The 20,234-nt window shown below is 62.5% G+C and carries 22 protein-coding genes; 10 read left to right on the top strand and 12 right to left on the bottom strand.

Going from position 1 to position 20,234, the window contains the following annotated elements; all coding sequences use genetic code 11:
- The first annotated feature begins 111 nt into the window (after window positions 1–111).
- Window positions 112–318: a cold-shock protein gene (locus R0J92_RS03645; protein WP_106162800.1), complete on the top strand. Its 207-nt coding sequence runs from the start codon at window positions 112–114 to the stop codon at window positions 316–318.
- 99 nt (window positions 319–417) lie between these two features.
- Here the strand turns inward: R0J92_RS03645 and R0J92_RS03640 are convergent, their stop codons facing one another.
- Window positions 418–900 carry a dihydrofolate reductase gene (locus R0J92_RS03640; RefSeq protein ID WP_411050747.1) on the bottom strand — a complete coding sequence of 161 codons (483 nt, stop codon included), beginning with the start codon at window positions 898–900 and terminating at the stop codon, window positions 418–420.
- 27 nt (window positions 901–927) lie between these two features.
- Window positions 928–1,761, bottom strand: a complete 834-nt coding sequence (locus R0J92_RS03635; RefSeq protein ID WP_411050746.1) for a thymidylate synthase — start codon at window positions 1,759–1,761, stop codon at window positions 928–930.
- A gap of 147 nt (window positions 1,762–1,908) precedes the next feature.
- On the opposite strand from R0J92_RS03635, the gene R0J92_RS03630 reads away from it, so the two are divergent.
- Window positions 1,909–2,337 carry a VOC family protein gene (locus R0J92_RS03630; protein ID WP_317386495.1) on the top strand — a complete coding sequence of 143 codons (429 nt, stop codon included), beginning with the start codon at window positions 1,909–1,911 and terminating at the stop codon, window positions 2,335–2,337.
- An 876-nt stretch (window positions 2,338–3,213) separates the two neighbouring features.
- Here the strand turns inward: R0J92_RS03630 and R0J92_RS03625 are convergent.
- The 3 genes from R0J92_RS03625 to R0J92_RS03615 all read right to left on the bottom strand — a co-directional run bounded on the left by R0J92_RS03625 (window position 3,214) and on the right by R0J92_RS03615 (window position 4,464).
- Window positions 3,214–3,711: a MarR family winged helix-turn-helix transcriptional regulator gene (locus R0J92_RS03625; protein ID WP_207796894.1), complete on the bottom strand. Its 498-nt coding sequence runs from the start codon at window positions 3,709–3,711 to the stop codon at window positions 3,214–3,216.
- A gap of 79 nt (window positions 3,712–3,790) precedes the next feature.
- Window positions 3,791–4,066, bottom strand: a complete 276-nt coding sequence (locus tag R0J92_RS03620; RefSeq protein ID WP_106162804.1) for a succinate dehydrogenase assembly factor 2 — start codon at window positions 4,064–4,066, stop codon at window positions 3,791–3,793.
- The gene (locus tag R0J92_RS03615; RefSeq protein ID WP_106162805.1) at window positions 4,063–4,464 is read right to left on the bottom strand and encodes a multiprotein-bridging factor 1 family protein; all 402 of its coding nucleotides are present in this window, start codon (window positions 4,462–4,464) and stop codon (window positions 4,063–4,065) included. The genes R0J92_RS03620 and R0J92_RS03615 overlap by 4 nt, the downstream gene beginning before the upstream one ends.
- Before the next feature lie 84 nt (window positions 4,465–4,548).
- Between R0J92_RS03615 and R0J92_RS03610 the strand changes: the two genes are divergently transcribed.
- A complete protein-coding gene (locus R0J92_RS03610) occupies window positions 4,549–5,751 on the top strand; it encodes a pyridoxal phosphate-dependent aminotransferase (protein ID WP_317386497.1) in 1,203 nt (400 codons plus the stop codon).
- Window positions 5,752–5,998: 247 nt separating this feature from the next.
- Window positions 5,999–6,415 carry a hypothetical protein gene (locus R0J92_RS03605; RefSeq protein ID WP_317386498.1) on the top strand — a complete coding sequence of 139 codons (417 nt, stop codon included), beginning with the start codon at window positions 5,999–6,001 and terminating at the stop codon, window positions 6,413–6,415.
- A gap of 73 nt (window positions 6,416–6,488) precedes the next feature.
- Here the strand turns inward: R0J92_RS03605 and R0J92_RS03600 are convergent, their stop codons facing one another.
- From R0J92_RS03600 to R0J92_RS03580, 5 genes are all read right to left on the bottom strand, one after another.
- Window positions 6,489–7,904: an MATE family efflux transporter gene (locus tag R0J92_RS03600; RefSeq protein ID WP_411050745.1), complete on the bottom strand. Its 1,416-nt coding sequence runs from the start codon at window positions 7,902–7,904 to the stop codon at window positions 6,489–6,491.
- 159 nt (window positions 7,905–8,063) lie between these two features.
- Window positions 8,064–9,131 carry a nickel/cobalt transporter gene (locus R0J92_RS03595; protein ID WP_411050744.1) on the bottom strand — a complete coding sequence of 356 codons (1,068 nt, stop codon included), beginning with the start codon at window positions 9,129–9,131 and terminating at the stop codon, window positions 8,064–8,066.
- A gap of 1 nt (window position 9,132) precedes the next feature.
- Window positions 9,133–9,771, bottom strand: a complete 639-nt coding sequence (locus tag R0J92_RS03590) for a DUF1007 family protein (protein ID WP_106162809.1) — start codon at window positions 9,769–9,771, stop codon at window positions 9,133–9,135.
- A 97-nt stretch (window positions 9,772–9,868) separates the two neighbouring features.
- Window positions 9,869–10,477, bottom strand: coding sequence for a peroxidase-related enzyme (locus R0J92_RS03585; RefSeq protein ID WP_411050743.1), 609 nt, complete (start codon window positions 10,475–10,477; stop codon window positions 9,869–9,871).
- A gap of 77 nt (window positions 10,478–10,554) precedes the next feature.
- Window positions 10,555–11,970, bottom strand: coding sequence for a pyridoxal phosphate-dependent decarboxylase family protein (locus R0J92_RS03580; RefSeq protein ID WP_411050742.1), 1,416 nt, complete (start codon window positions 11,968–11,970; stop codon window positions 10,555–10,557).
- A 112-nt stretch (window positions 11,971–12,082) separates the two neighbouring features.
- On the opposite strand from R0J92_RS03580, the gene R0J92_RS03575 reads away from it, so the two are divergent.
- The 6 genes from R0J92_RS03575 (at window position 12,083) to R0J92_RS03550 (ending at window position 18,201) form a co-directional block, all read left to right on the top strand.
- The gene (locus R0J92_RS03575) at window positions 12,083–12,691 is read left to right on the top strand and encodes a hypothetical protein (RefSeq protein WP_411050741.1); all 609 of its coding nucleotides are present in this window, start codon (window positions 12,083–12,085) and stop codon (window positions 12,689–12,691) included.
- Between the two features lie 126 nt (window positions 12,692–12,817).
- Window positions 12,818–14,776, top strand: coding sequence for a DNA topoisomerase IV subunit B (gene parE / locus R0J92_RS03570; RefSeq protein WP_106162813.1), 1,959 nt, complete (start codon window positions 12,818–12,820; stop codon window positions 14,774–14,776).
- Window positions 14,773–15,561 carry an abortive infection family protein gene (locus tag R0J92_RS03565; RefSeq protein WP_411050740.1) on the top strand — a complete coding sequence of 263 codons (789 nt, stop codon included), beginning with the start codon at window positions 14,773–14,775 and terminating at the stop codon, window positions 15,559–15,561. The genes parE and R0J92_RS03565 overlap by 4 nt, the downstream gene beginning before the upstream one ends.
- Before the next feature lie 1,102 nt (window positions 15,562–16,663).
- Entirely contained in the window at window positions 16,664–16,957 is a 294-nt protein-coding gene (locus tag R0J92_RS03560) for a hypothetical protein (RefSeq protein WP_411050739.1), read from the top strand.
- Complete coding sequence (locus R0J92_RS03555; RefSeq protein ID WP_411050738.1) at window positions 16,950–17,633, top strand: hypothetical protein; 684 nt, start codon at window positions 16,950–16,952, stop codon at window positions 17,631–17,633. Before R0J92_RS03560 ends, R0J92_RS03555 begins: the two co-directional genes overlap by 8 nt.
- A 130-nt stretch (window positions 17,634–17,763) precedes the next feature.
- A complete protein-coding gene (locus R0J92_RS03550) occupies window positions 17,764–18,201 on the top strand; it encodes a DMT family transporter (protein ID WP_317386508.1) in 438 nt (145 codons plus the stop codon).
- A 31-nt stretch (window positions 18,202–18,232) separates the two neighbouring features.
- Here R0J92_RS03550 and R0J92_RS03545 read toward each other — a convergent pair whose 3' ends face one another.
- Both R0J92_RS03545 and R0J92_RS03540 read right to left on the bottom strand, forming a co-directional pair.
- A complete protein-coding gene (locus R0J92_RS03545; RefSeq protein ID WP_411050737.1) occupies window positions 18,233–18,916 on the bottom strand; it encodes an ABC transporter ATP-binding protein in 684 nt (227 codons plus the stop codon).
- Window positions 18,909–20,192 carry a lipoprotein-releasing ABC transporter permease subunit gene (locus R0J92_RS03540; RefSeq protein WP_411050736.1) on the bottom strand — a complete coding sequence of 428 codons (1,284 nt, stop codon included), beginning with the start codon at window positions 20,190–20,192 and terminating at the stop codon, window positions 18,909–18,911. Before R0J92_RS03540 ends, R0J92_RS03545 begins: the two co-directional genes overlap by 8 nt.
- Window positions 20,193–20,234 lie beyond the last annotated feature (42 nt).

The following is a 20,234-nucleotide window of genomic DNA, read 5'->3' as shown; positions in this document are numbered from 1 at the left end:
AGGGCTTCGGTTATCGTGTTCCGGACACCATCCATCGGCTCCGGCACGCGTGGACGAAAGGTACTTTGAGCATGCTCAAAGTGAAGTGCAAGTAAGAAGGAGACACGGGACATGCCAACTGGCACCGTGAAATGGTTCAACACCACCAAGGGCTATGGTTTTATTGAACCCGAAGAGGGCGGCAAGGACGTGTTTGTCCATATTTCCGCCGTCGAACGCTCTGGCCTGACCGGCCTGGCTGACAACCAAAAAGTGGGATATGAGCTGAGCGAAGGCCGAGATGGCCGCGAAATGGCCGGCGATATTCGCCTGCTCTGAGCCCTTCCCCCAAAATCACCGCTGCGCCCGAACTGCTTGTGTGTGGCTTGGGCGCAGCCGCGACTCTTTCAAAAATCAAAATACCATCAGTGCCTATCGTCAGACAGGGTTCCGCAGGTACTCTGTCAGCACACAGTTTGGCGCGTCATCTCTGAGCGGAATTTTTGCCGCCACCCGCCAGGCCGTCTCGTCAAAGGTCGGGAAATAGGCATCAGCCTCCGCGATGTCCAGATCAACCTCGGTGATCATCAAACGGTCCGCCATCTCCAGCATCCCCTTGTAGACCCCGGCACCACCGATCCCATAGATCCGCGCATAGCCCTCACTCCGCGCCAACGCTACCGCCTCCGCGATCGAGGAGACCACGGTCTCTGCCGCGTCTGGGTTCGACGATACGACAATATTCAAACGATTTTTCAACGGCTTGAATGGCAGAGAGTCCCAGGTATTGCGGCCCATGATAATGGCCCCGCCAGAGGTCTCACGCTGAAACGCCTTAAGGTCCTCCGGCGCGTGCCAGGGAATGTCGTTGTCCTTGCCGATGGCGCCATTGCGGGCCCGCGCGACGATGAGTGTAATCATGGGAAAGCCTGTCCTTGCCCCCAGCGGTCAAACCGCAACGGGCGCTTTGATGGTGGGATCCGGGTCATAGCCGACGACCTCGAAATCCTCGTATTTGAAGTCAAAGATCGACGTCACGTTCCGCGCGATCCGCAGCTTCGGCAGAACCTTGGGCTGGCGCGACAGCTGCAATTGCACCTGCTCCATGTGGTTCGAATAAATATGCGCGTCCCCCATCGTATGCACGAAGGTCCCAGCCTCATATCCAGTCACATGGGCCAGCATCTGTAACAACAACGCGTAGGATGCGATGTTGAACGGCACACCAAGGAACATGTCCGCCGAGCGTTGGTACAACTGCAGATGCAGCTTGCCGCCCAGCACCCGCACTTGCCACAGAGTATGACAGGGCGGCAGCGCCATCTCCGGCACGTCACCCGGGTTCCAGGCGCTGACAATCAGGCGGCGACTGTCGGGGCTGGTCTCGATCATCTTCACCAGATCCGCAATCTGATCGACAGTGCCCGCGCGATAAAGCGGCTCATCCCCCAGCGTGCCCTCGGCCAGCTCCAGCCGCGGAAATCTGCGCCACTGGTGGCCATAGACGGGACCGAGGTCGCCGTTCTCATCCGCCCATTCGTCCCAGATTGAGACACCATTATCCTTTAGATACTTGATGTTGGTATCACCGGACAGGAACCAAAGCAGCTCATGGATGATCGAGCGCAGATGCAGCTTCTTCGTGGTCACCAGCGGAAACCCATCCGCCAGATCGTAGCGCTGCTGCATCCCGAAACAGGACAGCGTGCCGGTGCCGGTGCGGTCACTGGTTTCCACCCCGTGGTCGAGGATATGCTGCAAGGCATCGTGGTACTGCTGCATGGGAAAACCTCCTGATTGCCGGTCGGTGATACCGCGCCAAACCCCGAGATCCAAGCGCTTTGCTCTGCCCCTCTCGACATTCCCGCCACCGAGCTTAGGTTGACCTGCGACGCCGATTTGTTTCGGTAACTGAAAAAGGACATTCCCATGCCGCTCAAGTATCTGCACACGATGGTCCGCGTGAAGGATCTGGACAAATCCATGGCGTTCTATGCGCTTCTGGGCCTGCAAGAGATCCGCCGCCATGACAGCGAGGGCGGCCGGTTCTCATTGATCTTTCTCGCGCCTCCCGGTCAGGACGAAGCCCCGATCGAGCTGACTTGGAACTGGGACGGCGATGACGAGCTGCCCTCTGACAGCCGTCACTTCGGCCATCTCGCCTATGAGGTCGACAATATATACGAGACCTGCCAGCACCTGATGGACAATGGCGTCACCATCAATCGCCCGCCGCGCGATGGGCGCATGGCCTTTGTGCGGTCGCCCGACAATATCTCCATCGAGCTGCTGCAGGCTGGTGACGCGCTTGACGCTGCAGAGCCATGGGCCAGCATGGAAAACACCGGCCATTGGTAAGCCTCATCATGTGACACCGTCATGTGAGACTTGCCCTTGATGCCCTGCCACGCCCGCGCCCGGACCGGTCGCGGGCGTCACGTTTTCGGCTTTATATCATTGACAAAAATGAACATTCTGACCCCGGATCGCATCCGTGGCCGCGCCAGAGATGTCCTTCAACAGAACACGGCCGGCCGAGAATGGACCTACGGCAGACGGCATGACCAGCGTGTTCAGACAGCGCTGATCGGATCACGCAGAGCACTGTTTCAGTAAGACAGCTCGTCGCAGCACCGCATAACCGCCGCCACCGAAACGCAACGCGCCCCCGCCAGCCAATGCGCTCTTGCAGCTTCCAGCAACCCAACTGGCACCGGACAGGGCCGCGATTTCGCCAGACCGGACGGTCACACGACATCCAGCCCGGCGCAGGTCAATACCTGGGCCGGGCTGGGTGAGAGCCATCATGCAGATGCGGGCGAGCAATCAGGACCAGCGGTCCGTGGTCGATCACCCAGACGTCATGTGCCTCTTGCGAAGGAAGGACAGGCGCGCGCCGCAACATGGATATTACATCCGCAGGTCGGAACTGGTCGGGTGGCCCATGGGGTCACCGTCGCAGCATGCCCGAACCAATGGGATGCAACGTGTTACGTACACTCTACTTACAGATTGCCGAATTTTCCGGCGTCGGCAGTGCCTTGGTTGCTTCTGCAACCACCCCGGTCTCATCATCCTGACCGCGCATTGCGGTGGCTTGGACAGGGTTGACAGTGTTGCTGGGTCGTCAGATTTGACTGGTGATCTCCGGCACAGCCGAAGGAGGCAAAAAAGGCGAACGTCGTGCAATTCCTGTCTTTATGCTCCACGGACCTTGGGCCCGAAAAACGGTTCTTAATAGATGTAGCGAATCTGGTCTGACCAGTACCGCTCCATACGCTTGAGAGAGACGGTGATATCCTCGATCCCTTCGGCGCTGATCACGCCTTTGGTCTCCAGGCCCTCAGCGTGACGAGAGAACAGCGACGCAACAATGTCGCGGATTTCCCGGCCGCGGGGGGTCAGGCGCACACGAACCGACCGACGGTCGATTTCGCAGCGCTGATGGTGCATATAGCCCATCTCCACCAGCTTCTTCAGATTGTAACTTACGTTACTGCCCTGATAATAGCCGCGGCTTTTCAGTTCCCCGGCTGTCACCTCATTGTCGCCAATGTTGAACAGCAACAGAGCTTGCACCGCGTTGATGTCAAGGACACCCACGCGTTCAAACTCATCCTTGACTACATCTAGCAGCAGGCGGTGCAGACGCTCCACCAGTGCAAGTGCATCCAGGTAACCAGTCATGAATCCTTTCCGATCCAGCTGGTTGATTGGTCGTTCCATACTCATGCAGCATCTCCGAGTCGAAATTGCTTCTCGTCGAATATGACGGCAATTTCCTGAAAATGCGTTAAACTGGATTTCTCTTTTATTTTTCGTATGTTCTCGAGATTTCATCGATCAGAGCGTGAAACGGCTCCGGCGCGGCGACCTGACCTGTTACCCATTGGTAAAGATCTTGGTCATTTTCCCGCAAAAGCCGATCATAGAGCGTCAAACCCTCATCGCTCATCTGAGCCAGATTCGCCGCCGCATACCCGGAGAGGAGAATGTCCATCTCCTTGATCCCACGGCGCATGGAGCGCATGGAGAGCCGCTTGATGCGGACCTCCCGCGTTTCCTGGCCTGCTTCGGCTTCGATCATTCCGCAGGCTCCTGGGATGCCACCAGACGACGCAGGGACTTTTCCAGACGCCCCGCCCGTTCGGCCTGCGACCGCAGATCTTCGCGCAGGCTGCGCAATTCGCGTGCGATCGCGGAAATGTCCTCGCTCATCGTGTCCTCTGTCGGACCAGACAGGTCATCGCCTTCGCCGGTCAGCAACCAGCTCATGGAGACATTCAAGAGCCCCGAAAGCATCGACAGCTTGTTGGCCCGCGGCTCGGACAGATCCTGCTCCCAGCCCGCTAGGGTGGATTTCTTCACCCCCATGCGGCGGGCCAGCTGTCCCTGGGACATGCCGGAGCTTTCCCGGGCCGCGGCCACGCGATCACCAAACGTTGCTGCGTCAGGGCCGTACCAGTCCGTCGTGGTGTCGGTCATGTGGTCTCTCCTTCGTGGATGACTTGATTGCCGTTTGGCCTCATCTTATGAGGTTTAAAGATGACATTCAAACCGAGGTCCGACATGTCCTTTCTATCTGCGACACTTTCCCGCGTGAAGCCTTCGCCGACCATCGCGGTCACCAACAAGGCCCGCGAGCTGAAGGCGGCGGGGCGCGACGTGATTGGCCTGGGTGCGGGCGAGCCCGATTTCGACACGCCGCAGTCCATCAAGGACGCCGCCGTGCGCGCCATCGCCGAGGGCAAGACCAAATACACCGCAGTCGACGGCATCCCGGAGCTGAAGCAGGCGATCTGCGAAAAGTTCAAGCGCGACAATGATCTCGACTACACGCCCGCGCAGGTCACGGTGAACTCCGGCGGCAAGCAGACGCTGTATAATGCGCTGACGGCGACGCTCAATCCCGGCGACGAGGTGATCATCCCGGCGCCCTATTGGGTCAGCTACCCCGACATGGTGCTGCTTGCGGGCGGCACGCCGGTCGCGGTGGAGGCCAGCCTGGAGACCAACTTCAAGCTGACGCCGGAGCAGCTGGAAGCGGCGATCACCGACAAGACCAAATGGTTTATCTTCAACTCGCCCTCCAACCCCACCGGCGCGGGCTATTCGCGCAGCGAACTCAAGGCGCTGACGGATGTGCTGCTGCGCCACCCGCATGTCTGGGTGATGACGGATGATATGTACGAACATCTCGCCTATGACGGTTTTGAATTTGCCACCCCGGCCCAGGTTGAACCCGCCCTCTATGACCGCACGCTGACCTGCAATGGCGTCTCCAAGGCCTATGCGATGACCGGCTGGCGCATCGGCTATGCCGCCGGCCCCGAGCCGCTGATCGCCGCCATGCGCAAGGTGCAGTCGCAGTCCACGTCGAACCCCTGTTCGGTCAGCCAATATGCCGCGCTCGAGGCGCTGACCGGCCCGCAGGATTTCCTCGCTGCCAATAACGAGATCTTCGTACGCCGCCGCAATCTCGTGGTGTCGATGCTGTCGGAGATCGACGGGCTGACCTGCCCGGTGCCGGAAGGGGCCTTCTACGTCTATCCGTCGATCGCCGGGTTGATTGGCAAGACCACGCCCGCCGGCACCAAGGTAGTCGATGACGAGAGTTTTGCCACCGCGCTTCTGGAAGAGGCGGATGTGGCGGTGGTCTTTGGCGCGGCCTTTGGCCTGTCGCCGAACTTCCGCGTCAGCTACGCCACCTCGGATGAGGCGCTCAAAGAAGCCTGCACCCGCATCCAGCGGTTCTGCGCGTCGCTGCGCTAAGCCGCGCGGGACCCAAGGACTCGGACAGGAATGACCGGGGCGTCGTGCAGCAGCGCGGCGCCCCGTTTTGGCATATTGCAACGGATCTCGGGATCGCCAGAGGGCCGCATTCGCAAGGGATGCCCCACCATGGCCCGTCAGCTCCGGGTGATTGGCAGGGTTAGATTGACGCAACATCGCGCCGCCTCTTGCTTCGCCGTATCAGCCTGATAGATTTCAAAAATTGCAGGTATTTTCAGGTTCCTCCATGAGCATCGCCCTACCCGACTACTATTTCCGTGTGCGCGAGAATGGCGCCTTGGTGTTTCGCGTCGACACCGAAGACCGCAACCAGCGGCTGGCGATGAACCAGATCGCGGTGGTCAACCTGAAGAAAGGCGACATCAAACCCCATGGCGACAGGGTGCTGAGCGCGGATGATCTCACCGCCATCCGGGCGTGGATGGAAGAGCGCAAAGCCTTGCTCGCGGATCGTGAGGTCGACGACATCCTGCGCACCGTGGATCACCTGAACCTGACGGCACAATGGGCGCAGTCCCGCGCCAGCGACGATCAGCTGGCGCAGGTCACCGATGGGCTTTTGCTCGCGATGCATGACCTGCGGAGCACATTGGTACGCAAAAAAGCCGACCGTCTGTCACAAAACCACGGGCAGGACAGCTGAGCGCGTCAAAGCACTGCGTCAGGTCCGACGGCTGCCCCCTGCCCTGAGATAGGAAAATCGGGCCGCCGCCACCTCAGGCGGCGGGACCGGCCGTCATGTCCGGGGGCAGATCGCCGGGAGGTGTCATGTTCATATGCTTCAGCGCATGCACCCAGAACCGCAACAGCAGCAGAACGCCCGCGGTGCTCAGGCCGAGGATCAGACCGATCCAGACACCGACGCCTCCCATCTCGAACCGGAAGCCAAGGATATAGGAGGTCGGCACCCCGACCGCCCAGTAGCTCAGAACCGCCATCACCATCGGCACGCCGGTATCCAGCAACCCGCGCAACAGCCCCAGCGCGATCGCCTGCATCCCGTCCATCAGCTGGAACAGACCGGCCATTGCCAGAAGCGTCACACCGATTGCCAGGATCTCGGGCTTTTGCGGATCGTCCGGGTCGAGGAACAGCAGGATCAGCGGCTCCGGAGCAAGAAAGAACACCAGCACCGTTGCCACCGCGATCAGCAGCGACGCCATCGTCACCACCAGCGCACCGCGCACCATATGGACCTTGTCGCTGCGCCCCAGCGCGTTGCCGACCCGAATGGTGGCTGCATTGGACAGCCCCAGATGCGCCATGAACGTCAGGCCCGCAACCGAAACCGCGATCCCATGGGCCGCCAGCGGCACCGTGCCCAGCCAGCCCATCATCAGCGCAGAGGCCGAGAACAGGCTCACCTCGCACAGGGTGGTCAGACCGATGGGCAGGCCGTGACGCACGATCTCGCGCATCATTTCCCAGTCGGGACGCTGCAGGTTGCGCAGCAGGTCATGCTCCGGCAGGCGCCACAGCGCGTAGCCCACCACCGCCAGCAAAGACACGCTTTGCGTCGCCAAGGAGGCCAGCGCCGCGCCTTGCAGGCCCATCTCGGGCAGGCCGAGGTGACCGAAGATCAGCACATAGTTCACGACCGCATTGACCACCGCAGCCATCACCGTGATCCACAGCACCACCTGCGTGCGCTCCAGCCCGGCGAGGTAGGATTTCAACACCATCACCAGAAGCGCCGGGAAGATCCCCCAGCCTGCAATCCGCAGGTAGGTTCCGGCATCCGCCGCCACCTGGGGTTCCTGTCCGGCCGCCAGCAGGATCGCCTCGGAATACCACATCAGGGGCATCGACAGCGCACCATAGACCACCGACAGCCACAGCCCCATGCGAGTGGAGCGGCGAATGCGGCGATGGTCATCCCGAGCGGCCGCCGAGGCCACCATCGGCATCACCGCAAAGGCAAACCCGGCACCCAGGATGAACCACACGAAAAAGAATGACTGCGCCAGCGTCACAGCGGCCAGTTCGGCAACACCATACCACCCCAGCATCACCGTATCGGTCAGACCGATGGCAAACTGCGCGATGTGACCACCGATCAGCGGCAGGCCAAGGATCGACAATGCGCGGACATGTCCGCCATAGCTCATCTGTACCGGGGGTGTATTTGCCATCTGATCGGCCTCCTTGTGGCACAAGCCCTTAGGCCGGGTTTGATGTATCGACAAGTCAGGTTTTCGTACCGATACAATTGCACAAGGAATAGGCAGTTGGAAAACGGCGAGAGCCCGCCTATAGCGGCCTCTCCGGCCAATGCGCCGTGTAACGCTACGTCACATACTGCGCATCAGAAGCTGCAGGCAAAGCACCAGAACCAGCCCACCGGCACAGACCTCCAGCGCGGCGGCCAGACGCGCGCCGCCAGTCCCCTCCTGCCCCAGCACCCGCGCCAGGACGCCACCGCGCACGCCCGCCGCAACAAGGGCAACACAAAGCGTCACACATGCCGTGCCCACCCCCATCGCGAATGTCCCCGCCACCCCCGCCGACAGCACATCCAGCCGCCAAGTCAACAACAGCAGAAACACTGCGCCCGTGCAGGGACGTGCCGCGATGCTGAGGATGATCGCCACGGCTTCCCGCCAGGAGGAGAGATTTGCGGCCTCCTCCAACGTCGGTCCGTGGCGATGACCACAGCTTGCACAGACTGCGCCCGGTCCATGATGGTGATGATCCGCATCACCATGGCCATCATCCGTGTGAGGATCATGGGATGGATGGTCGGTAGATTGACGATGGGTCTGGTGATGCGCGTGACCTGTATCAGCAGCGGCGCCATGCCCCGGCGCCACATGGCCATGGTCGGCGTGATGATGCAGCCCGCCTGTTGACCGCAGCCGAAGCGCCCTGCGCAGACCGCGCAGCAGCAGATACAGTCCAAGCAGCGCCATCAACCCGTAGGAGACTGGCGCCAGCAGATCCTCCGCCGTGGCGGTCAGCCGCTCCCGCCCCCAGTCAAACAGCCAGACACCGGCCAGCACCAGGATCACCGCGCTTGCCGCCTGGGCCAGGGAGGACGCAACCGCCAGCCCCGACAGGCGCCACAGGGTGACAGCCCGCCCCAGCCCGTAGCCGCCGATCACCAGCTTGCCATGCCCCGGACCGGCTGCGTGAAAGAACCCATAGGCGAAACAGACGCCCATCAGGCTCCACCAGGCACCGGGCTGGCCGCCCTTCAGCGCCCGCAGCCCCTGCGCCATGGCATTCTGCGCCTCCCGCTGCGCCTCGGCCGCCGCACGCAGCAACGGCTCCGCGCCGCCAAAACCCCAGAGCCAGACCGCGCCCAGCAGCACAACCAGCAGCAGCGTGCTGCCAAGGATCGTCAGCAAATGCCGTGCCATCTCAGCCCTCACACGCCAGCGAGACGGTGGCGGCAAAGGCCGCACCGACCTCCGGATAGGCATCCTCAGCCTGCTCCGTCGGCATCGCATAGAGAAGTTCTTCGACCAGCGTATAGGCCCGGTCCAGATCCGGCGGCGTGACCGAGGCGGTACAGGGTCCGGTCACCTCCACCCCGCGGCTCAGGTCGTAGGCCGTGTAATAGGTCGGATCATAGGGTTTCACCGTCACCCCACCAGCCGCAACAGGCGTCTCGCCGATCAATTCGCGCCGGTGGCGGGTGGTGATGATGCCACGCTCCACCTCGGTGCTCAGGTGGACGGGGTCGCCCAGCGCCAGAGCGCGCGCCCCGGCGGTCAGGTAAAGGTCGCCCTCGAACCCCTCGCTCCAGTTCATGTCAAAGCCTTTCAGCCGCTCCAGCTCCTGCGGCGTCAGCGCGCCGTCAAAATCACTGTCGAGCAGCAGGTCCTCAAAGATCAGCAGCGAATAGAAATCATCATAGGCCCAGGTGACCTCCACCGCGGTCAGCTCTCCGGCGGCGTTCACCTCCAGCTTCAGCCCGGTGTCCACAAAGATATGCGGATGCGCCAGAAGCGGCGCAGGCGCGAGCAGGGCAATACAGAGGGCAAATCTCTTGATCATGTTATAACATCTACTGAAGGCACCCATAGGGCTCAAGCGGGTTTGAAGATCACGCGCGCATCCTGCGCCGGTTTCCGCCCGGCACCCGGCCCGCGGCTCACCGATGGCCCCAGTCCTGCGGATCGGCGCTGTTGCCCGGGCTGAGCCCCAGCACATCGCCCTGCGTCGAGCAGCCCAACCCCAGCACCGTGCGATTGGCATAGGCGAAATAGGCCACCACCTGATTGATCTCCAGGATTTCGCCATCTGACAGCCCATTGTCCCGCAGGGGCCAGATATCAGCCTGAACCATCTCTGCCGGGCGCTCTGTCAGCTTTTGCGAATAGACCAGCGCGGCCTTGTCCGCATCCCGCAGCGGCAGGCTGTCAATGTCACGCGCCGCAATGGCAGTACGGATCGCATCGGCACGCGCATCATCCTGCAGCAACCGCTGCAAGCCCGCAAAATGATGCTCCACGCAATAGTCGCAGCCGTTCAGAGCCGACACCCAGACCCCCAGCACTTCGAGAAACCGCTTGGGCAGCGCATTGCCGCTGTGGTGCAGCACATTCTTGTAGAGCGCCATGTGCCCTTCCATGGAATGCGGACGCAGGGAATGCGCCATCATGATGTTGTCGACATTGCCATCCGGCCCCACCACCCGGTCATAGAGCTTGCGCAGTTTTCCGGTCGCCTTTTCAAATGCAACGGTCTCAATCCAGGCCATTCGTCACCTCCAGCATATAATGCAGGCACGCTACCCCGCCGCCTGCGCAAAGCAAAGCCTCCCGGTCGCGCGGCAGGTCAGACCCGCAACCGCATCTCCTGCACCGCATCCAGCGCGGCGGTGATATCCTCGTCCCGCGTCCGGTGATTGGTGATCGCGGCGCGCAAACAGGTGGTTCCCGCCACATCCGTGGTGGAAAAGACCGCGCTCCCGGTCAGCTGCAGCGCCATGGCGATCTGCGTGTTGATCTGTGACTGGCGCTCCGGTGTCTCTTCGTCCGCGGCGGTAAAGACGCAGATATTCGACACCACCGGATGCATCAGCGCAAAGCCGTCCCGCGCCTCTACCTGCGCGCCCATCTGCGCCGCCTGCCTGCAATTGTCGGTGATGGCCGCTGCAAAGGCCGCCGCGCCAAACATCTCCAGCGCGCACCAGACCTTGATCGCGCGATTGCCCCGGCTGAGGTCGATACCGTAGTCGCAGAACCACGGCTCGCCCCCGGCCAGCCCCGCTTCGGACCCCGCCAGATAGGACGGGCGCGCCGCAAAGGCCGCCCGGTGCGCGGCAGCATCCCGCATCAGCACCAGCCCGCAGTCATAGCCCACATACATCCATTTGTGAAAATCCAACGCCAGACTGTCGGCCCGTTCGATACCATCACTCAATCCCCGCCACGGCGGCTCTGCCAGCCGGGTCCAGGCGCCAAAGGCCCCATCGACATGCAGCCAAAGCCCCTCGGCAGCCGCCAGATCCGCCAGCGCATTGAGGTCGTCAAACAGCCCGAGGTCCACCGATCCCGCCGTGCCCACGATCAGGAACGGCATCGCGCCCGCCGCCCGATCCTCGGCCAGCATGGCCCGCAGCGCCTGCGGATCCATTTGCCCGTCGCGCAGCGGCACCCGGCGCAGGTTCTGCGATCCAACGCCCAGCAGCTCCAGCGCCTTCAACGTGGCATTGTGCACGCCTGCCCCCGCATAGGCCGTCAGGCGCCGATCCCCCTGCCCCGACTGCCGCAGATCCGGCACCGCCCGCACCCGCGCTGTCTGAAACGCCAGCACCGTGGCCTGCGACGTGCCGGAGGTGAAAACGCCGCTTGCACCCTCGGCAAAGCCCATGGCCTGCCGCGTCCAGTCGATCACCGCGCGTTCCATCCGGTTGGCGCCATGGTCGCGACCGCCGCAATTGGCATTCACCGCCGCCGCCGCCATGCCCGCGATCAGATCAGAGGCCAGCCCAGTGCCCTGCACCCAGCCCCAGAACCGCGGATGGATATTGCCGCCATGATGCGGCAGCACCTCCTCGACCAGCCGCGCCACCAGATCGCCCTGATCCGCCTGCCCGATGGCATAGCGCGCCTCCAGATCCTCCGGCACCGGCTGCCAGGGCCGGTCGCGCGCCACCTGCATCTGGCTGATCGCCGCATCCAGCATCCGCCGCGCCTCCACGCGAAACGCGCCCCAGTCGTCGGGGTCCAATATACCGTTCTTTCCCATGGACCGATGTCCCCCGTTTGCTAAGCTGCGACTGTTTGAACAACACATTGAGCAGCCCCCCGCGCAGGGTCAACTCAGGCTGCGCCCAAAATCGGCAAAGGGAGGTTTGATCGTGGCCATTGGACGCGTCGAGCGTATCACCGCTCTGGTGGCGGCGCTCTTGGGCATTGCAACCGGCATCGGCTACTTTTGGGATCGGCTCAGTCCGGCGCCGACATTGGCCTATTTCGACGGCACCGCCAGCACCGATGCCAGCCAGCTCGGAGACGGCGACAACACCGCGCTGCGTGATTTTCTGGCCCAGCAGGGAAACAACCCGGTCTTCCTGGACCTCTCCGTCTACGTAAACGACCTGTCACCACGCCGCACACCGGCCTGTGACACGGATCCGCCCGCTGGTATGAGCGCGGCCGCAGACGCGAGTTCCTATGTGTTCTGGTCTCTCGAGCCGAACCACACCTGCATCACAGGGACCGGCGCACAACAGCCCTCCGCGGTCTTGTTCGCCTTGGACTTGGCCCTGGATCAGACCATATCGGGTGCCGACGTCCAAATCCCCCCATCTTCCAGCGGCGGCGTGGGGCGCTGGGTTCAGCGGATCTCCGGCTTCTTTCTGGTTGCGCACGGCAGTTACGGCGGGCAGGAAGTCTTTACCCTCACCCCCACAGCTGTTGCGCAGGATCTGCGGCAAGCCACCCGTACGGCCGCCGCCAAACGCTGACCGGGCGGGGTGTCGACACGCGGGAAGCGCCCTTATCCACAGGCGCGTCACGCCCCTTCCCCCGCTCGATCACATACGCCATAATAGCCACCAACCAAACCCAACGATAAGAGCAGTGATCCGCATATGGCCGACGATCTCCTGAGCCCGTCCTCGTCCGACACCTATGACGCCTCCTCCATCGAAGTCCTCGAAGGCCTGGAACCCGTGCGTCAACGCCCCGGCATGTATATCGGCGGCACCGACGAACGGGCGCTGCACCATATGGTGGCGGAAATCCTCGACAACTCCATGGACGAGGCCGTCGCCGGTCACGCCAACCGCATCGAGGTGGAGCTGAACGCGGATTACTCGCTCACCGTGCGCGACAATGGCCGCGGCATCCCGATCGATCCGCATCCGAAGTTCCCGGACAAATCGGCGCTGGAGGTGATCCTCTGCACCCTGCACGCGGGCGGCAAATTCTCCGGCAAGGCCTATCAGACCTCCGGCGGTCTGCACGGGGTGGGCTCCTCGGTGGTCAACGCCCTGTCGGATCTGCTGGTGGTGCAGGTTGCCAAGAACAAGGAACTCTTTGAACAGCGGTTCTCGCGCGGTGTACCGCAGGGGCCGGTGGAAAAGATCGGCGCCGCCCCCAACCGGCGCGGCACCACCGTGACCTTCCACGCCGACGAGCAGATCTTCGGCTCGCATCGCTTCAAACCCAAGCGCCTGTTCACCCTGGTGCGCTCCAAGGCCTATCTGTTCTCCGGTGTCGAGATCCGCTGGAAATCCGCCATCGACGACGGTGAAACCCCGACCGAGGCCACTTTCCACTTCCCCGGCGGCCTCAAGGATTATCTGACCGAAGTGCTGGGCAAATCCTCCGTCTACGCCGATGCGCCCTTCGCCGGGAAGGTAGAGTTCCGCGAGAAGTTCAACGCGCCCGGCTATGTGGAATGGGCGATCAACTGGACCCCCTCGCGCGATGGCTTCACCCAGTCCTACTGTAACACCGTCCCCACCCCCGAAGGCGGCACCCATGTCGCCGGCTTCTGGGCCGCAATGCTCAAAGGCATCAAGGCTTATGGCGAGCTGGTCGGCAACAAGAAGGCCGCCAGCATCACCCGCGAGGATCTGATGGCGGGCGGCTGCGCGCTGGTCTCCTGCTTCATCGCCGATCCGGCCTTTGTCGGCCAGACCAAGGATCGCCTCTCCACCGAGATCGCCGCCAAGATGGTGGAAAACTCGGTGCGCGACCACTTCGACAACTGGCTCGCCGCCGACACCAAATCCGCCGGTGCCATCCTCGATTTCCTGGTGCTGCGGGCCGAGGAACGCCTGCGCCGCAAGCAGGAGAAGGAGACCCAGCGCAAATCGGCCACCAAGAAGCTGCGCCTGCCCGGTAAGCTCACCGATTGCACCTCCAAGGACCGCTCCGGCACCGAGCTGTTCATCGTCGAGGGTGACTCTGCGGGGGGCTCCGGCAAGGGCGCACGCTACCGCGAATATCAGGCGCTCCTGCCGCTGAAGGGCAAGATCCTCAACGTGCTGGGCGCCGCCTCCGGCAAGCTGACCTCAAACGCCGAGATCCGCGATCTCTGCGAGGCGCTTGGCGTCGGGCTTGGCACCAAGTTCAGCCTCGATGACCTGCGCTATGACAAGATCATCATCATGACCGATGCGGATGTCGACGGCGCCCATATCGCGTCCCTGTTGATGACCTTCTTCTTCACCCAGATGCGCCCGCTGATCGACGGCGGTCACCTCTATCTGGCCTGCCCCCCCCTGTTCCGCCTGACCCAAGGCGCCAAGCGCGTCTATTGCCTCGACGAGGCCGAGCGCGACATGTGGCTGGAAAAGGGCCTTGGCGGCAAGGGCAAGATCGACGTCAGCCGCTTCAAGGGTCTCGGCGAGATGGACGCCAAGGACCTGAAAGAGACCACCATGGACCCCAAGACCCGGAAATTGATCCGGGTCACCATCGACGAGGACGAACCCGGCGAGACCGGAGATCTGGTCGAGCGCCTGATGGGCAAGAAACCCGAGCTGCGCTACCAGTATATTCAGGAAAACGCCAAGTTCGTGGAGGAGCTGGATGTTTGAGGGGATATGATAATTTAAAACGGTCAGAAAAAAGGCTTTTAGATAAAGCTTTGGACATGCGACAAGGCTATGTCTTGGACTTTAGCAACAGAACGATTGAAGAGCATTTTGAAGATGAGTTTGGTCTTGAGTTCTACTCAGACGAGTTCGGTAGAAATGGAAATAGTAAAGCAAACCGCCTTAGAACTATTTTGAACGACGTTGGAAGCTCCCAAGCTGCTCACGTTCTCAGAAATTTATGGGACTATCGCAGTACACTTCCCACTTACGGAGATCTTGCTGATCCACATGATGAAAACAAACTTCGCGACGCCTACTTTAATATAGTTGCTACACTTGAAGGTGATAACCCGAAAATCAGCTTGGAAGCGTTCACTGCATTTGAGGATTCGGACACTCTTCACGCACTGCTTCAGTCAATTGAACGCGACCTTCGAGATGACGCTCCAGAAGCAGCGCTAGATAGACTTCACCTTTTTTGTACAAAGAGGTTTCGTAGTTTACTCGAAACTCGTGATATCTCCTGTCAACAGGATGAGCCGCTCCATAGCCTTGTAGGGAAATATAAGAAAGCACTAGAGTCCGAGGCAGAAATATCAGAGATGTCGATATTGTTCATCCGGTATTCAATAGCCGTCTTTGAGAAGTTCAACGATATTCGCAATAACCGCTCTCTCGCGCACGACAATGCATTATTACCGCCAAGAGAGGCTCGGTTCATTTTCGACGCCGTTGGAGCTGTATTGCGATTCATCAAGAGTTTTGACGACAGATTCGGAAAGTGAAGCGACAAAGGCCCGCGCCTGACCTTGGGGAGGCGTGAAGCGCCTTCCCGGGGGGAAGGTCAGGCGCGGGCCGTGCCGCTGCGCGCCACGTCCCAGGAAAAATCCCGCCAACGCCGCTCCTTGATTTGCACCGTCGGTTGCGCAGGGCTCCGCCCGTCCACACCTCAAACAGTCCCCCGGACTGTTTGTCCCTTCGGGAACCGGCGTGAACTCCCGGGGGGAAGGTCAGGCGCGGGCCGTGCCGCTGCGCCTCACGTCCCAGGGAAACTCCTGCAAGCGCTGCACTTCGAATTGCAATGTTCGATGCGAGGGGCTCCGCCCGTCCGCACCTCAAACGCTCCCCCAGAGCGTTTGCCGCTGCGCGAACCGGTTCGAACTCCCCGGGGAGAGCTGAGACCGTCCTGGAAACTGTCTGGGGGACAGTTTCAGGTCGCAACGGGCGGAGCCCAATCCGGCGCGGGCCGTGCCGCTGCGCGCCACGCCCCAGGGGAAACTCCGATAAGCGCTGCACCTCGGCGCACACAGCAGCGCGCGCAGGTCTCCGACCGCCCAGCCCTCACATTCATCTTCTCTCAAATATCCCCGCCGGAGGCCCCCCGGACGCCCCAAGCGCCGCGGCCACCGGCGTTGCACCCCCGGCGCACGGCCAGCACGCGCGCCCTTCACCCCCGGATGCCATACTCAACGGCGTCGCGACATCGGGCGCGGGCTGACATCCCGCCGCCCAAGAGGAGAACAGGGCCCCAGAGACCACCCCTTCATCGGGTGCAGGGGATCCGGCCAGACGCGGGGAAACCTGCGCCACCTCTCCGCCTCCCCGGGGACTTCAAACCCTCGTGGCGGCGCCGCCATTTATCACGCTCTTTGCCACAACGCCTTGTAAGGCAGTGACAAAACAGATTGATCCCAGCAGGCCGCCGCGCCTAACCTTCCCGCCAGACAGAGGGCGGAGAGGGGCATCTGCACGTCTGGCCTTCATAACTTCCCCGCCCAGCTGCTGCTGGTCCGACGGGTCAAATCCATCGTGGAGCTGCGCCCCCGCACGCGCTAAGCTTGCCCCAAGAGACCCCATATTCGACCTGCCCGGCTGAGGACGCCACCCATGCGCCATTTCGACGAGATCTTTGCCATCCCGGTCGCCCGCCATTGCGACCCCGCCGCGCTCAAGGGCAGACGGGTACAGCCCATGTCGCAGATCACCGCCCGGCCCAAGGACCGCTGGCCGCCGGTGGTCTCCCTCTGTGCCGTCAACGCGGGTTTCGATCGGCAAGTCACCGATACGCCCGCCGCCATAAAAGAGCCGATGCAGCTACTGCAGGACGCCTGCGCCAGCTGGGCGGCGCAATCGGAGCGGTCGCTTCCCAGGGGCAGCCGGGTGCGGGCGTTCAGTGTCTAGGGCGCTCTTCCTCATTCTGATCCTGCTGGCCGCCTGCGGCCGCAGCCCGACCGAGCGGGAACGCTTGTTCCTCGGCACCATCCATGGCGACAGTCTGGATTACGCCCGCCTGCGTCTGGTCGAGGGCGCGCCACTGCGCGCGGTCACCTTCCGCCGCCCGCAACGCCCGCGCACCACCTGCCGAGAACGCATCCTGCCACCGCGCCCCGCCGGCGAGCTGGTCACCGCCTCTCCCGCTGCGGTGGCGCTGTTCAACCGTATCTTCTTCACCCGCGAATGGTTTGCGCCGGACTACACGCCTGACTATCCGCAAACGCTGCATCTGGTGGAGGCGATGCTCCTGGCGCATGAGGCCACCCATGTCTGGCAATGGCAGAACCGCGCCCTCACCGGCTACACGCCGCTGAAGGCGCTTGGCGAACATAGCGCCTCGCCCGATCCCTATCTGTTTGACCTTGATGGCCCGGCGGAGTTCCTCGCTTATGGCTACGAACAGCAGGGCACCATCGTGGAGGAATACGTCTGCTGCCGCGCCCTCGCCCCCAAGGCCCCGCGCACCCAACGCCTGCATGAGATGCTCGCCGAGGTGATGCCCGTCTCCGACCTGCCGCACAGCCGCGAAAGCGACGTGCTGTTGCCCTGGAAGGGTGCCAAACTCGACAAGATCTGCGATTGATCCCCCGCCCAGAGGAGCGTTGCGTAGAAATACGCGGGCGCACGGATAGCGCTTGCCCCCTGTTTGCCAGCGCCGCATTCTGCCCCGACACGCAATCGCAGGTGGAGCGATCATGGGGAGGACAAGCGAAATGACCCAATATGCGCTGATCATGCTGGCGGCCGGGATCGGCATTCCGGTGCTGGCTGCGCTCAACGCGCGATTGGGGCAGTTCCTCGGCGCCCCGGGCGCGGCCTGCGTGGTGCTTTTTGCGGTGGCCTTTGTCGCGGCGATCGCATTCTACATGCTGGTGGGGCCAAAAACCCTGACGCAGGTTGTGGTCGCCCCGAAACACCTGCTGCTGGGTGGGATTCTGGTGGCCTTCTACGTGCTCTCCATCACCCATGTGGCGCCCCATTTCGGGGTTGGCAACGCGGTGTTCTTCGTGCTGTTGGGGCAGCTGTTGTCCGCCGCCGCCATCGACCATTTTGGCCTCTTTGGCGCACAGATCAGCCCGCTGACATGGATGCGGGCGCTGGGTATTTCGGTGATGGCCGCCGGCGTCTGGATCACCCAGATCGCCGCCTGACCCCCGCTTTGCCCGCTGAAATCAGCGTGCATCACCCCGCGCGCAGCACGCCTTCTTCCAGCCGCAGCACCCGGTCCATACGCGCAGCCAGCTCCAGGTTATGGGTGGCGATCAGTGCCGACAGCCCGGTCTCCGACACCAGCCGCATCAGCACATCAAACACCTGATCCGAGGTCGCCGGATCAAGGTTCCCGGTCGGCTCATCCGCCAGCAGGATACGCGGGCTGTTGGCCAGCGCCCGGCAGACTGCCACCCGCTGTTGCTCGCCCCCGGAAAGCGCTGCGGGTCGATGCGCGGCGCGGTCCGACAGTCCCACAAGCGCCAGCAGCTCGGCGCCGCGCGCCTCTGCCGCGCGTTGGGAAACGCCATTGGCCAGCTGTGGCAGCACGAGGTTTTCCAGCGCCGTGAACTCCGGCAGCAGATGATGGAACTGGTAGACAAACCCCACGTCCTGCCGCCGCACCCGCGTGCGCTTGCGATCACTGGCACCTGCCATGTCCTGCCCGCCGATCTCGACGGTGCCCGCATCGGCCACATCCAGCAGGCCTGCGATCTGCAACAGCGTTGACTTGCCCGCCCCCGAAGGCGCCACCAGCGCCACCACTTCGCCCGCGCGCAGGGTCAGATCCGCGCCGCGCAGCACCTGAACCTCGCCCGGGGTGCCGGGCAGATAAGTCTTGGTCAGCCCGTCGATCTGCAACGTGATCTCACTCATAGCGCAGTGCCTCCACCGGGTTCATCCGCGCCGCACGACGGGCCGGAAATATGGTCACGACAAAGGACAGGCCCAGCGACAGGCCCACCGCCGACAGCACATCGCCCATCTGCAACTCCGCAGGCAGCGCATAGATGCCGCGGATCGAGGGATCCCAGACTCCGCCGCCCATCGCATAGTTCACAAAGGAGAAAATCGGATCGATATAGATCGCGAACAGGCAGCCAAGGATCACCCCCAGCAGCGTGCCGATCACCCCGGTGATCGAGCCACAGATGAAGAACACCCGCATGACCGACCCTTCGCTGAGGCCGATGGTGCGCAGGATGCCGATGTCGCGGCCCTTGTTCTTCACCAGCATGATGAGGCCGGAAACGATGTTCATCGTCGCGATCAGCACCAGGATCGACAGGATCACGAACATCACGTTGTCCTCGACCTCCAGCGCCCGCAGAAAGCCCCCCGAACTGTCGCGCCAGCTCCAGACGCCATAGCTCTGCCCCGCCGCCTGCAGCAGTGGCAGGATATACTGATCGACGGCCTCCGGGTCGGCGACCATCACCTCGATCTCATCCGCCGCCCCTTCGCGGTTGAAATAGCTCTGCGCCTCGGCAAAGGGCAGATAGGCGCGGGTGTTGTCGATGTCATAGCGCCCGGCGGTGAAGACATAGACCACCTCATAGGCGTTCACGCGTGGCGAGGTGCCAAAGGCGGTTTTAACTCCGTTGGGAGAGATCAGCTTGACCTTGTCGCCGATGCTCAGCCCCAAGCTGCGCGCCACACCGGAACCGATCGCAATCCCCTCGTCAAAGCGACCAAGTTCGCCATAGGATTCTTCGCTCTGCGCAACACCCGGGATCTCGGCGAGATCTGCGGCGTGGATGCCATAGACCTGCACACCGGCATTGCGATCCCCGCGGCTGGCCATCACCTGGCCCTTGATCAGGGGCGCCGCCTGCAACACTCCGGGCACCTCGCCCACTGCATCCGCCAGCGCGGCAAAATCGGTAATGCGCCGGTCCAGCGTGCCGGCTGCCGTGACCTCGCCATGAGCATAGACGGTGGCATGGGCATTGGCGCCAAGAATGGTGCCGACGAATTCCGACCGGAACCCCGACCGCACCGCGAGCGTGGCAATCAGCGCAAAGACCGCCAGCGTGATACCGATGAGTGAGATCCAGGTCATCACCGAGACACCGCCCTCGCTGCGGCGGGCGCGCAGATAGCGCCAGGCGATCATCCATTCGAAACGGGAAAAAGGCGCGGGTGCGGCCATTTAGGCTGTCTTCCTTATGTGGTGTAGATCCGGCTCCGACCG

This window comes from Tritonibacter sp. SIMBA_163, assembly GCF_046535935.1.
Taxonomy (GTDB): Bacteria; Pseudomonadota; Alphaproteobacteria; order Rhodobacterales; family Rhodobacteraceae; genus Epibacterium; species Epibacterium scottomollicae.
Note: the sequence above shows the minus strand (reverse complement) of the source record. Positions and strands in the feature narration are given on the sequence as shown.